Origin of the sequence: Synechococcus sp. BMK-MC-1, from assembly GCF_014279955.1 — a bacterium.
Lineage (GTDB): Bacteria > Cyanobacteriota > Cyanobacteriia > PCC-6307 > Cyanobiaceae > Synechococcus_C.
Map to the genome: position 1 here is coordinate 332,594 of NZ_CP047939.1, position 11,675 is coordinate 344,268.

The 11,675-nt window shown below is 63.6% G+C and carries 12 protein-coding genes; 7 read left to right on the forward strand and 5 right to left on the reverse strand.

Annotated features, from left to right (window positions below; genetic code table 11):
• Position 1: 1 nt before the first annotated feature.
• The gene (locus SynBMKMC1_RS01690) at positions 2-1,750 is read right to left on the reverse strand and encodes an ABC transporter ATP-binding protein (protein ID WP_186472504.1); all 1,749 of its coding nucleotides are present in this window, start codon (positions 1,748-1,750) and stop codon (positions 2-4) included.
• Between the two features lie 66 nt (positions 1,751-1,816).
• Between SynBMKMC1_RS01690 and SynBMKMC1_RS01695 the strand changes: the two genes are divergently transcribed.
• Both SynBMKMC1_RS01695 and SynBMKMC1_RS01700 read left to right on the forward strand, forming a co-directional pair.
• Positions 1,817-2,377, forward strand: coding sequence for an NUDIX hydrolase (locus tag SynBMKMC1_RS01695; RefSeq protein WP_186472505.1), 561 nt, complete (start codon positions 1,817-1,819; stop codon positions 2,375-2,377).
• 14 nt (positions 2,378-2,391) lie between these two features.
• Positions 2,392-3,870, forward strand: coding sequence for an FAD-binding domain-containing protein (locus SynBMKMC1_RS01700; protein ID WP_186472506.1), 1,479 nt, complete (start codon positions 2,392-2,394; stop codon positions 3,868-3,870).
• Positions 3,871-3,885: 15 nt separating this feature from the next.
• Here SynBMKMC1_RS01700 and SynBMKMC1_RS01705 read toward each other — a convergent pair whose 3' ends face one another.
• Positions 3,886-5,109, reverse strand: a complete 1,224-nt coding sequence (locus tag SynBMKMC1_RS01705; RefSeq protein ID WP_186472507.1) for a DegT/DnrJ/EryC1/StrS aminotransferase family protein — start codon at positions 5,107-5,109, stop codon at positions 3,886-3,888.
• Between the two features lie 10 nt (positions 5,110-5,119).
• Positions 5,120-5,752 (reverse strand): thioredoxin family protein, encoded by a 633-nt coding sequence (locus tag SynBMKMC1_RS01710; RefSeq protein ID WP_186472508.1) that lies wholly within the window; start codon positions 5,750-5,752, stop codon positions 5,120-5,122.
• Between the two features lie 66 nt (positions 5,753-5,818).
• Here SynBMKMC1_RS01710 and SynBMKMC1_RS01715 point away from each other — a divergent pair, with 66 nt between their 5' ends.
• Complete coding sequence (locus tag SynBMKMC1_RS01715; protein WP_186472509.1) at positions 5,819-6,349, forward strand: hypothetical protein; 531 nt, start codon at positions 5,819-5,821, stop codon at positions 6,347-6,349.
• Here SynBMKMC1_RS01715 and SynBMKMC1_RS01720 read toward each other — a convergent pair.
• Positions 6,346-6,774, reverse strand: a complete 429-nt coding sequence (locus SynBMKMC1_RS01720) for a hypothetical protein (protein WP_186472510.1) — start codon at positions 6,772-6,774, stop codon at positions 6,346-6,348. The two genes, SynBMKMC1_RS01715 and SynBMKMC1_RS01720, sit on opposite strands and share 4 nt — an antisense overlap.
• A gap of 29 nt (positions 6,775-6,803) precedes the next feature.
• The gene (locus SynBMKMC1_RS01725; protein ID WP_370593947.1) at positions 6,804-7,730 is read right to left on the reverse strand and encodes an FAD-binding domain-containing protein; all 927 of its coding nucleotides are present in this window, start codon (positions 7,728-7,730) and stop codon (positions 6,804-6,806) included.
• Between the two features lie 119 nt (positions 7,731-7,849).
• Between SynBMKMC1_RS01725 and fabI the strand changes: the two genes are divergently transcribed.
• The 4 genes from fabI to SynBMKMC1_RS01745 all read left to right on the forward strand — a co-directional run bounded on the left by fabI (position 7,850) and on the right by SynBMKMC1_RS01745 (position 11,635).
• The gene (gene fabI / locus SynBMKMC1_RS01730) at positions 7,850-8,632 is read left to right on the forward strand and encodes an enoyl-ACP reductase FabI (RefSeq protein WP_011932197.1); all 783 of its coding nucleotides are present in this window, start codon (positions 7,850-7,852) and stop codon (positions 8,630-8,632) included.
• A 40-nt stretch (positions 8,633-8,672) separates the two neighbouring features.
• The gene (hisB, locus tag SynBMKMC1_RS01735) at positions 8,673-9,281 is read left to right on the forward strand and encodes an imidazoleglycerol-phosphate dehydratase HisB (RefSeq protein ID WP_186472511.1); all 609 of its coding nucleotides are present in this window, start codon (positions 8,673-8,675) and stop codon (positions 9,279-9,281) included.
• Positions 9,282-9,336: 55 nt separating this feature from the next.
• Positions 9,337-10,839: a carotenoid oxygenase family protein gene (locus SynBMKMC1_RS01740; RefSeq protein ID WP_186472512.1), complete on the forward strand. Its 1,503-nt coding sequence runs from the start codon at positions 9,337-9,339 to the stop codon at positions 10,837-10,839.
• Between the two features lie 91 nt (positions 10,840-10,930).
• The gene (locus SynBMKMC1_RS01745) at positions 10,931-11,635 is read left to right on the forward strand and encodes an SIMPL domain-containing protein (RefSeq protein ID WP_186472513.1); all 705 of its coding nucleotides are present in this window, start codon (positions 10,931-10,933) and stop codon (positions 11,633-11,635) included.
• Positions 11,636-11,675: the final 40 nt, after the last annotated feature.

An 11,675-nucleotide genomic window follows, 5' to 3' on the forward strand; every position in this document is an offset into this window, starting at 1 on the left:
GTCAGGTCGCAACCGCAACGGTTGCAAGGTCGATCACGACATCGGCCAGGTTCAACAACGCCGGGTCGTGGCTGCTCACCAGCACCAGTCGCTGCCTGGATCGTTCCTGAATCACCGTGCGCACCTGGGCTGCCGCAACGGCATCCAGGAATGCTGTGGGTTCATCCAGCACGTCCACCGGCCGGTCCCGGAGCCAGGCGCGCAACAGGCCGAGTCGGTGAATCTCACCGCCGGAAAAGGGGTTCTGGGCCAGCGCCATCGGGGCCTCCAGGCCGTCTGGTCGATCGAGCAGATGCGCCAGTCCCAGGCGCTGCAGCCAGGTTGCGATCGTGGCGTCCGGGATCTCGCGGCCAAGCACCAGGTTGTCGCGCAGGCTGGCCTCAAACAGTGCCGCATGCTGGGGCGCGCAGGCCATCAATGCATGCAGTTGCCTGGCGCCTGCCGGTCCCGAGAGCTGCCAGCATTTACCCCCGCAGCTGATGGTCCAGGCACTGTGTTCCTCCCCCTGTAAACCGCTGATCTGATCGAGCAGGGTGGTCTTGCCCCAGCCCGAGGGCCCCGTCACCGCGACCAGCTGGTTGGGGAGCAGGCGCAGGCTGTGGATTCGGCCGTTCTGCCGTGATGCGCTGCACCAGTCCAGCTGCGTCCAGCGATTGCGCTCCAGCGTCGTCAGTGCAAGAGCGTTCAGCACAGTTCCGGTGGCCTGCTCCGGGCCTGGGCGCAGTTGCTCGCGGCGCAGACAGAGGGCTTCATAGCCCGGAAGGTTGCCCAGGCACAGGCGCCGGGCCTGGACCACACCACTGAGGGAGGATCCGGCCCGGTAAGCCAGCACCAGCGTGGTGGTGAGCACGTCGGTGGTCTGGGCGTCACCTTGCAGGAGCAGCCAGAGGCTGGCGATCGCCACCACCAGCGTGTCGCGCCAGGCGTTGTAGCCCGCGCGGCGGCGCACCCGCTCCCGCAGCAGCCAGCGCCCTTTGGCGGTTTCCTGGGCGAATCGATCGAGGAGCCAGCGTTCGGCGGCTGCCGCGCGAACGGCCTTGAGGCCATGCAGGCCATCGCCCACTGTGCGCTGCAGTGCCGCATTCAGGCGGCTCTGGATCCGACCCAGACCCCAACTTCCTGAACGCTGCAAGAGGGCGGCGATGGCGGTGGCCATCAGGGCCAGCAGTAGCGGCCAGGCAGCCGAGCGTCCCACCAGCAGCACGCTGGCCAGGTAGATCAGCATCGCCAGCAGGGCCTGCAGCATGCGCACCGCCTGGTCCAGCCCCAGGGCGGTGCGATTGATGTCGGCCATGAGCAACGCCAGCAAATCTCCGCGGCCGAGTTGCTCCAGTTGGGTCGATGACGCTGAAAACACCTGTTGCAGGAGTTGCTGGCGCAAACGATCCGTGAAACCGGAGCGCAGTTGCTCCCGGCTCACCGCCACGCGTCCCTGGATCAATCCACGCAGAAGGATCAAACCCACCAGCAGGGCAAGACTTGTGGTCAGCGGCAGGTTGACGCTCAGCCCAGGCATCGCGTTTTGGGCTGATCCTTTGCTGAGCAGCAACGTGATCGCCAGGCCCAGTCCTGCGATGTCCAGCACACTGCTGACGGCGCTCAAGGCAGCCAGTTGGCCGAGGTGCCCCCAACCAGCTTCTTGAGCCAGTGCCTTGAAGAGCTGAAGCTGTCTCCAGCGGGGCAGCACGGTTGCAGCAGCTGTGGGGTCAGCGGTGGTCAGCGTGTGATCGTGCAAAAACGGGAAGCCCAACCAGTGACGTGCCGCTGACGATCCTGCCGTGCAACCGCCATGCTGGTGCCCGCTTTGCTCTCCTTCATGGCACCTCTGCCAGCCTCCGAGCCTTACGAGCTGCTTGACACCATCGAGGCGATGGACGCGCGCAAGATTCGCTTCGAGCGCAATCGCATCAAGTTGCCCATGGGTGTGGAGGGCACGTTCGGACTCATTCGCCATCCCGGCGCATCCCTCGCCGTGCCGATCACCAACGACGGACAGGTGGTGGTGCTGCGTCAGTACCGCTTCGCCGTTCAAGCCCGTTTGTTGGAATTTCCAGCCGGAACGCTGGAGGACGGGGAAGATCCACTGGAGTCGATGCAGCGGGAGCTCGGGGAAGAGGCGGGGTACAGCGCGGCCTGCTGGGACGCACTCGGTCCGATGCTGCCCTGCCCCGGGTATTCCGATGAGGTGATCCACTGCTTTCTTGCCAGGGATCTCACGGCGCTGGAGAACCCGCCTGCAGGCGATGACGATGAAGACCTGGAGGTGGTGCTGATGGATCCAGCGGAGCTGGATGCCCGACTGGCCTCGGGAGAGGAGTGGCTGGATGGCAAGAGCGTCACCGCCTGGTATCGCGCCAAACAACTGCTCAATCTCTGATCAAGACCGTTCCGATGACCGCTTCCCGCACGCTGTTCTGGCACCGCCGCGATCTTCGCCTGGCGGACAACACTGGTCTTCACGCGGCTGCGGCGCTCGGGCCTGCGGTCACCGGGGTGTACGTGCTCGACCCAGCCATCATCGCGCCACCTCCCGAGTTGCCGCCCATGGCTCCGGCGCGGTTGTGGTTCCTGGTGGAAAGCCTGGTGGAACTGCAGCAGCGTTGGCGGGACGCTGGCAGTCGTCTGCTGGTGGTAGCCGGGGATCCGGTGCAGCGACTGCCGCAGCTGGCATCGCTTCTGGAGGCCGCGGCGGTGGTTTGGAGCCGTGATGTGGAGCCCTATGCCCGCGAGCGCGACCGTCAGGTGGCGCGGGCTTTGCAGGCCTCTGGCCGCAAGGTGCTCGTCGATTGGGATCAGTTGCTGGTGGCTCCAGAGCTGCTCAAAACCGGCGGCGGTGACCCCTATCGCGTGTATGGCCCCTTTCTGCGCAACTGGCGCGGTCAGGTGGAACGCAGCGAACCCGGCACGGTTGAGGCTCCGACGGGGCTGATCGATCTGGATGCTGCCTGCTTGGATGCGTTGCAGACGGCGGCAGGTGAGCTCGGTCGCCTCTGTGCCGAGGGGCAGCGCGACCTGGAGCAGCTCCGCTCCGGCCATGGCTTCAAAGGCATGGATCTCTGCCCTTGCCGTCCCGGCGAAGCGGCGGCTGCCGGTCAGTTGGCGGTCTTCGCGGATGGTCCGCTGCTGGGTTACGAGCCGGATCGCAATTTCCCAGGCACCGCTGGCACCTCCGGCCTCAGTGCTGCACTCAGTGTGGGCACCGTTAGTCCGAGGCAGGCCTGGTGCGCGGCTCAGGCCGCGAAGGATCTGGCCCGCAGTGATGAACAGCGTCAGGCCATTGCTGTGTGGGAACAAGAGTTGTGCTGGCGCGAGTTCTACCAGCAGGCCCTGTTCCACTTTCCGGAGCTGGCGGATGGTCCTTACCGGGAACAGTGGCGTCGTTTCCCTTGGGAGAACAACGAAGACTGGTTCGACTTCTGGAAAGACGGCCAGACCGGCATGCCGATCATTGATGCGGCGATGCGGCAGCTCAATGAAACCGGTTGGATGCACAACCGCTGCCGCATGATCGTGGCTTCATTCCTGGTGAAAGACCTGATCTGCGACTGGCGCTGGGGTGAGCGGGCCTTCATGGAGCTGGAGGTGGATGGCGACCTGGCCGCCAACAACGGCGGCTGGCAGTGGAGTGCCAGCAGCGGCATGGATCCCAAGCCTCTGCGCATCTTTAATCCCGCCACCCAGGCGTCCAAATTCGATGCCGATGGGGACTACATCCGCCGCTGGGTGCCGGAGCTGCGCCATGTGTGCACCAAGGATCTGCTCAGCGGCGACATCGGTGCTCTCGAACGCAGGGGGTATCCGGAACCCCTGGTGAATCACAAGATTCAGCAGGCACGCTTCAAAGCGCTCTACGCCACCATCAAAGGCTGAGACAACGGTCGGCGATCAGGCGGCAACGTCGCAGGATTGGTCGGCCTTGACGGGGCGCTCGAGCAGCAGGGATTTGATCACCGTGATCACGCGGTCTTGTTGGTCCACGCTGAGTTCAGGGAAAATCGGCAAGCTGAGCACCTCACTGCAAAGTTGTTCGGTGATCGGCAGAGACCCAGGGCCCAGGTTCAGATCGCTGTAAGCCGGTTGGCGATGAATGGGGATCGGGTAATAGATGATCGTGTTCACGCCCTGTTGCTGGAGGCTCTGTTTGAGCCAGTCGCGGCAACGGCTATCGGGAAGTCCATGGTCATTGCAGGCCGCCGGACAGCTGCCGCCGCAGAGTTCTTGCCCGTTTGCGCAGCGCTGAATGCGGATCACGAACTGATTCCAGCCATGACCCCCTTGGGCATCTGATTCGGGAAGCTGCAATCCGGGAAGATCCTGAAGGGCTGCGCTGTAGCGGGCGGCAATGGCCGCACGCCGCTCCACCCAGCGACTGAGATGGGGCAGTTTCACATTGAGTACGGCTGCCTGCAGGGCATCGAGTCGGCTGTTGTAACCGAGATCGGTGTGCAGGTAGCGGCGTGGCATGCCATGCACGGCCAATTCGCGCATGCGCTGCGCCAATTCCGGGTTGTGGCAGCACACGGCGCCACCGTCGCCGGCGGCGCCGAGGTTTTTGGTGGGGAAGAAACTGAAGCAACCCACATCCCCCCAACTGCCCACACTCCGTCCGTTCCACTGGGCACCGGTGGCCTGGGCGCAGTCTTCCACCACCCGCAAGCCGTGACGTTCAGCGATGGTCATCAGTCGGGTCATGTCCACCGGCCTGCCGAACAGGTGCACCGGCATGAGCGCACGGGTTCTGGGGGTGATCGCCGCTTCGATGCGGTTCAGGTCGATCAGGTAGGTCGACGGGTCCACGTCCACGAACACCGGCGTGGCGCCCACGGCACTGATCGCTTCCGCCGTGGCAAAAAAACTGAAGGAGGCGGTGATCACTTCATCGCCGCGGCCAATCCCCAGGCCACGCAAGGCCAAGATCAGGGCATCCGTCCCGCTGTTGCAGCCCACGGCGTGGGGTGTGCCAACAGCCTCTGCGAAAGAGCACTCGAAGGCCTGGATCTCGGAACCGCCGATGTATTGGCCGCTGTGCAGCACCCGCAGCACTGCGGCATCGAGGTCCGCCCCGAGATCCGCGAGCTGTTGGCTGAGACTGAAGGGTGGCACCTGCATGGCAGGCACCTTAAGCCGGGCTCCCGAACCACGGCGGTTCTTGTCCGGGATGCCATTTGATGTTGCAACCGATCGAGGGGGTCTGCTGGTCGCGAACCGGCTGACCAGCCAGCACGGCATCCATGGCCTGCCTCAGATCATGGCCATCAAGGGCGGCTGCGCTTCCAGGCCGGCTGCCATCCAGCTGCCCTCGATAACGCAGGGTTTGTTGCGCGCTGGAGTCTGGTGCAAACAGATAAAACTCCGGTGTGCAAGCGCCGCGAAGATCCTTCGCCAAGCTCTGCTGCTCGTCGAAGAGGTACGGAAACGTCCAGCCCAGGTGTTCGGCCTGCTGGCGCAGGCCTTGCGGTCCGTCCTGGGGATGGCTGATCACGCTGTTGCTCGAGACGGCGAGCAGCGAGACGCGCTGGCCGTAGTCGCTCTCCAGGCGGCTGAGTTCCGGTTCCACGTGCTTCACAAATGGGCAGTGGGCGCAGATCAGCATCACCAGCACCGGTTGGTTGGGCAGATCGTCGTGCCCCAGGTCGCTCATTGGCGTGGGGGTGCCAGGGACTGGCTGCGCCAGCTGGCCGCTCACGATGGGCAGACGGAAGGCGGGGAGTGGGTGCCCGAGGGGCAGCATCGTGGATGGAGTGAGCACCATGCGTCCGGCCCGACGTCTGCAATTGCCTTGATCTTGGATCAGAATCCGGCCTCTTGAGGTGAGGCGTTGGTGCGCTGGGTGCAAAAGGCTCCTGCAGGTCTTGCGGCCCTGACAGTCCTGCTGACGGGTTGTGGAGGATCTCCGCAGGCCACCTGGGCTGTGTTCCCCCTGCAGCGCAGGGTTCCCCATGACGGGCTGGCGGTGGTCAGTCAGCCCGATGGATTTGGTCTGCACCTCTTCCTCGAGACGGACACCCGTGATCCGGCAGTCTGCAAACCCCGCTGGTTTGCGGACGCTGCGCGACTCTTCAATGGCAATGGCACCGCTCCGTTCAGCGCTGGCCTGGCTCCCCGTTCGGAGTTTTTTGCCGTTGTCCAGCGTGATTCCGTTCTGAAAGCGCTGCAACGCGAGTTGCAGGCCCTGTGTGCAGATCGGGCCCCGAAGGCGCGCTGGCAGTGGGTTCAACCACCGACCACGGCTTCGGAGGTGGTCCCCGTCGCGCTTCCGGCTCTGGAGGAGCAGGATTTGCTCATCGATCCCGCTGAGGAGCTCAAGCGGGAAGAGGCGTTGCTCAAAGATGAGCAATCAAACCCCTAAAAGCCCTCCCAAACCACCGGCTCGGCCTCACGCCAGTAACGGCTGAAGCGTCCAAGCCGCGGTGGCCGCGGCAGCCTCACGAAGGGCTCGGGTTCCAGTTGTTCCAGGGGGCATTGGCTTTCAATCTGGGCTGCGACTCTCTGCAGACGAGGGTCGACGGGACGGCTGGTCACGATTCCATCGGCCTGATGACGCTCGGCAAAGCGGATCACCTCGGCCGCCACATCGCCTTTGCGCAGGGTCACCGAACAGTCGAGGGCGCACTCATAGAGAAAGCCCAGGCGTTTGCGGCTGATGCCGGCGTCTTCGATCCACTGCGTGTCGAACACAAACAGAGCTGGGGCGTTCGACCAGGAGAGCCGGGCAGGGTTGCGGGAGCCGAGGGCTTCCTCGTGGATCCAGAGGATCGGGTTTTGGAATGGCATGGGGTGATCGGATGGAGCGAATCGAAGGCTCAGCGCTTCGGTCGGGCGAAGGCGGCGCTGGCACTGCCTCGGGAGTTGTTGTTGCGACGCCGGCTGGGGACATCCCGGATTGCAGGCTGGGGCGCGAACAGCTGCGATTCCAGCTGGTCGTAACTTCCCTCGAACAGGCAGGTGTCCGCGCTCGGGCAGCTCTTGCAATACTTGCCGTCGCTGTAGCGCTCCAGGTTGCCGCGGTTGAAGAAGTAAGGCTTGTGACTGAAGCTGCTGGCAACCCATTGCCAGCTGAGGTGGTTGCTGGCGGGATCGCCGTCGAGCAGGTGCTCCAGGAACCAGTCGGCGCCAGCTTTCCAATGCACCCGGCGCCAGTGCACCAGATAGGCCGCCATCCACATCCGCGCGTGGTTGTGGAGCCAGCCGCTGCTCACCAGATCGTCTCTGAATCCATCCATGCAGGCCAGTCCCGTGCGGCCTTCGCGTACGTCGTCGGGAAGCTCCCGGCTGTAACTGGCTGGATCGTGGCCGGTCTTCAGCTCTTCTTGGCTCTCATGGATGGAATCGCCGAGATCGCTCCACATCCGCTGCCAGAAGTCGCGCCAACCCAGTTCATTGATCAGCTTGCCGCCGTCGTCCCTGCCTTGGCCGCGATCCCGCAGTTGGGCAAACACCACCTCTCGGATCTCCGCCAGGGTGAGAACGCCATGGCGAATCCAGGGGGACAAGCGGGTGACAGCACCGGTGAGATGGTTGCGGCTGCGTCCATAGCGCTTCGCATCCATCCGTTGCAACTGGCTTTCGGCCGCCTGTCGGCCGCCTTGGATTCGGCTGAGTGGCCCCTGGGCGCTGGGGAATTCGCTGGCCAGGAGTTGATCGAGTGCGTCGCGATCCGCAAGGTCTCTCGGTAGATCCCCTGGCTGTTCAGGCCATGGCAGGGGGGTGACAGGGGGTAAGGGCAGCACCACGGGATCACGGGAACGCCGCCATCCTGTCGATCGCTGGAGACAACTGCGACAGCCATCGCAGGGCAGGGGTGCGGGATGGGAGAGAATCCCCACACTGTTCAACGTCAGCCGGTCCGATGCTTCTCGATCTCACGGGCAAGAAGATTCTCGTTACCGGCATTGCCAACAACCGATCGATCGCCTGGGGGATCGCCCAGCAGCTCAAAGCTGCAGGCGCTGAGCTGGGCATCACCTACCTCCCCGATGATAAGGGCCGTTTCGAGGCAAAGGTTCGTGAACTCACTGCACCCCTGGAGCCGTCCCTGTTCCTCCCCTTGAACGTGCAGGACGCAGCCCAAATGGAGGCTGTGTTCAGTGAGATAAAGAGCCAGTGGGGGGTGCTCGACGGCCTGGTGCACTGTCTGGCCTTCGCTGGGAAGGAGGAGCTCGTGGGCGATTACAGCGCCACGACAGCCGAAGGCTTCGCCCGGGCGCTTGAGATCAGCGCTTACTCCTTGGCCCCGCTCTGCCGCCATGCCAAGCCCCTGTTCAGCGAGAAGGCTGGAGTCGTCACCCTCACCTATCTCGGCGCTGAGCGGGCGATTCCCAACTACAACGTGATGGGTGTGGCCAAGGCGGCCCTCGAAGCCTCCGTGCGCTACCTCTCCGCCGAACTCGGCCCTGAGAAGCAAGTGCGCGTGAATGCGATCAGTGCCGGTCCGATCCGCACCCTGGCCAGCTCGGCCATCGGCGGCATTCTCGACATGATCCACAACGTGGAGGAGAAGGCTCCCCTGCGCCGCACGGTCACGCAAACCGAGGTGGGCAACACCGCGGCGTTCCTCCTCAGCGAGCTCTCCAGCGGCATCTCCGGGCAAACGCTTTATGTGGACGCCGGTTACTGCATCAACGGCATGTGAGCCGGCATGATCAACGCAGGCGTCTTCGTTCCTGAGGCTGATGATGCGGACAGGTGAAATCCACCGGGTCACCGGAGAAACCGATGTGCAGGTTCGCCTGAACCTCGATGGCAGCGGCCAGTGTCAGGCCAGCACCGGTGTGGCCTTTCTGGATCACATGCTGCATCAGATCAGCAGCCATGGCCTGATCGATCTGGAGATCAGCGCGCGCGGGGACACGCACATTGATGATCACCACACCAATGAAGATGTGGGCATCGCCGTGGGTCAGGCCCTGGCTCAGGCCCTCGGGGACCGTCGCGGCATTCATCGCTTTGGCCACTTCCTCGCACCGCTTGATGAAGCGCTGGTGCAGGTGGCCCTGGATTGTTCCGGCCGGCCGCATCTGAGTTACAGCCTCAGCATTCCCAGCCAGAAAATCGGCACTTACGACACCGAGCTGGTGAAGGAGTTCTTCGTGGCGGTGGTGAACAACAGCGGGCTCACCCTGCACATTCGCCAGCTCGACGGTGCCAATTCCCACCACATCGTGGAGGCTTGTTTCAAGGCCTTTGCTCGGGCATTGCGCCAAGCCACGGAAATCGACCCACGCCGGGCCGATGCGGTGCCAAGCAGCAAGGGGGTGCTTGAGCAGGCGGGCATGAACTAAGGCGCGCGCTTCACAGTCCGTTACGAGAGGATGGAGGGGCATTGCTCCGTCGTCTGTGACTGTTGCTCCCGCTGTTGACCGCTTTGCGCGCTCGGAATGGGCCAGTGCCTTTCGCAATGTGGAGCAGGAGCTCACCGATGTGCCCCTGACCCCGGCGCGCGGCACCATCCCTTCCGACCTGCTGGGAACCCTGTACCGCAACGGTCCCGGTCGGCTCGAGCGCAATGGCCAGCGCGTGCATCACCCCTTTGATGGCGATGGGATGATCACGGCCCTGCGTTTCGAAGAGGGTGGGCTGGCCCTCAGCAATCGCTTTGTGCGAACCGCCGGTTGGCAGGAAGAGGAAGCGGCGGGAAAGGTGCTGTATCGCGGTGTGTTCGGCAGCCAGAAGCCCGGTGGGCGCTTGGCGAATGCCTTTGATCTGCGCCTGAAGAACATCGCCAACACCGGGGTGGTGCAGTTGGGTGATCAGTTGCTGGCGCTCTGGGAAGCGGCGGAACCGCATGCGCTGGATCCCCGCACATTGGAAACCCATGGCATCAGCCTTCTAGGCGGCGTGCTCAAGAAAGGTGAGGCCTTCAGTGCGCACCCGCGCTTCGATCCCGGCCATCACGATCGTCCGCGCATGGTCACCTTCGGAGTCAAAACCGGCCCGCGCAGCACCATTCGCTTGATGGAGTTCGCCACTGAAACCGATGCTGCTGCAGGCATCAAGGCCGGCGATCTTCTCTGTGAGCGCAAAGACAGTTTCAACGGTTTTGCTTTTCTCCACGATTTTGCGATCACACCCAATTGGGCGGTGTTTCTTCAGAACGCCATCGCCTTTAATCCTCTGCCGTTTGTCCTCGGCCAGAAAGGGGCTGCGCAGTGCCTGCAGTCGAAGCCCGATGGTCAGGCCAAGTTCTGGTTGATTCCCCGAGACAGTGGTGCCTTCGCCGGGCAGCCGCCACGCATCGTTGATGCCCCGGATGGTTTTGTGTTCCATCACCTCAACGCTTGGGAAGAGGAGGGTGATGTGGTGGTGGAAAGCATCTATTACAGCGACTTCCCCTCAGTCGGTCCGGAGATGGATTTCACCGCGGTGGACTTCGATCTGATTCCAGAAGGCTTGCTGGAGCAATGCCGCATCAAACTGGAGAGTGGTGAGGTGAAGACCACGCGCCTGAGCGAACGTTGCTGCGAATTCGCCATGGTGAATCCTGACAAGGAAGGCCTCTCGTGCCGCTATGCCTGGATGGCCGCCGCGGCTCGGGAGCAGGGCAATGACCCCCTGCAGGTGATCAAGAAGCTGGATCTCAGCACTGGGGATCGCCAGATCTGGAGTGCCGCACCCCATGGTTTCGTCAGCGAACCGCTGATGGTTCCCCGCCCCGGTGCCAGCGCTGAGGATGATGGCTGGATCCTGGAACTGGTCTGGAATGGGGCTCGGGAAGGCTCCGACCTGGTGATTCTTGATGCAGCTGATCTCAAGGAGGTGGCCGTGATTGAGCTGCCTCTGGCGATTCCCCACGGGCTGCATGGCAGCTGGGTTGAGGCCCGCGGATCGGATGGATTCTGAGAGAACTGGCGGCTGACGCGTCACCGTTCAGTCACCCGCGCATCGCCTGTGGGATTGAGACTGCCTCCAGGTTGTGTCGTCGCCGTCCGCCATGCGCATTTGGACATCCGCGGTTCGTCTCTTCGCCGTTCCGATGGCGGTCGTGGGGTTTCCTGCACTTTCAGCGCCGCTGCGGGCGCAGGTTCAGGGACCTCGCTGCAGCGGTACCGTGCTGCAGCTCACAGTGCAGGAGCAAGGCCACACGCGCACCGACCGTTTTCGTTTCACGCTGCGTCTAGAAGCTGAAGCGTCCAATGCCGCTGCTGCCCTTGAGCAGCTCAATGGTCGTCTCGCCCGTGTGCGCACGGAGCTCAGGCCCTTGGTGCAAGGAAAGCTGGAAGTGCCGGCGCCGAGCACATTCCCCATCAGTCGATCCGAGTCTCGAGATCGCTACCGGGCGTCCACAACCATCCAAGGCACGCTTAGTCGCAGCACGTACGACACGCTGATTCAGCGGGCCGGCCGCTTGCCCGGGGTTCGCCTCCAAGGCATGACCTCCCTGGCCTCAGCGCAGAGTCAGATGGAGCTGGAGGAGCGCTTGCTCAGGCGGGCCTTGGCGCGTGGTCAGTCGCAGGCGACGAGCACGGCTTCAGCCTTGGGCCTGTCCCAGGTGAAGCTGCTGCGCATTGATCAGCGCAGCCAGCCTGTAACCCGGGAACGGGCGATGGCGGCAACGGCCGCTCCCCGCTTCAGACCCGGGGAGGCTCCGCTTCCCACCGGGAGTCTGAGCCTCACCCTGGATTACTGCCTGTCTTAAGCCGCCAAGCACAACCCGATGATCCCTTCACACTGAGCTC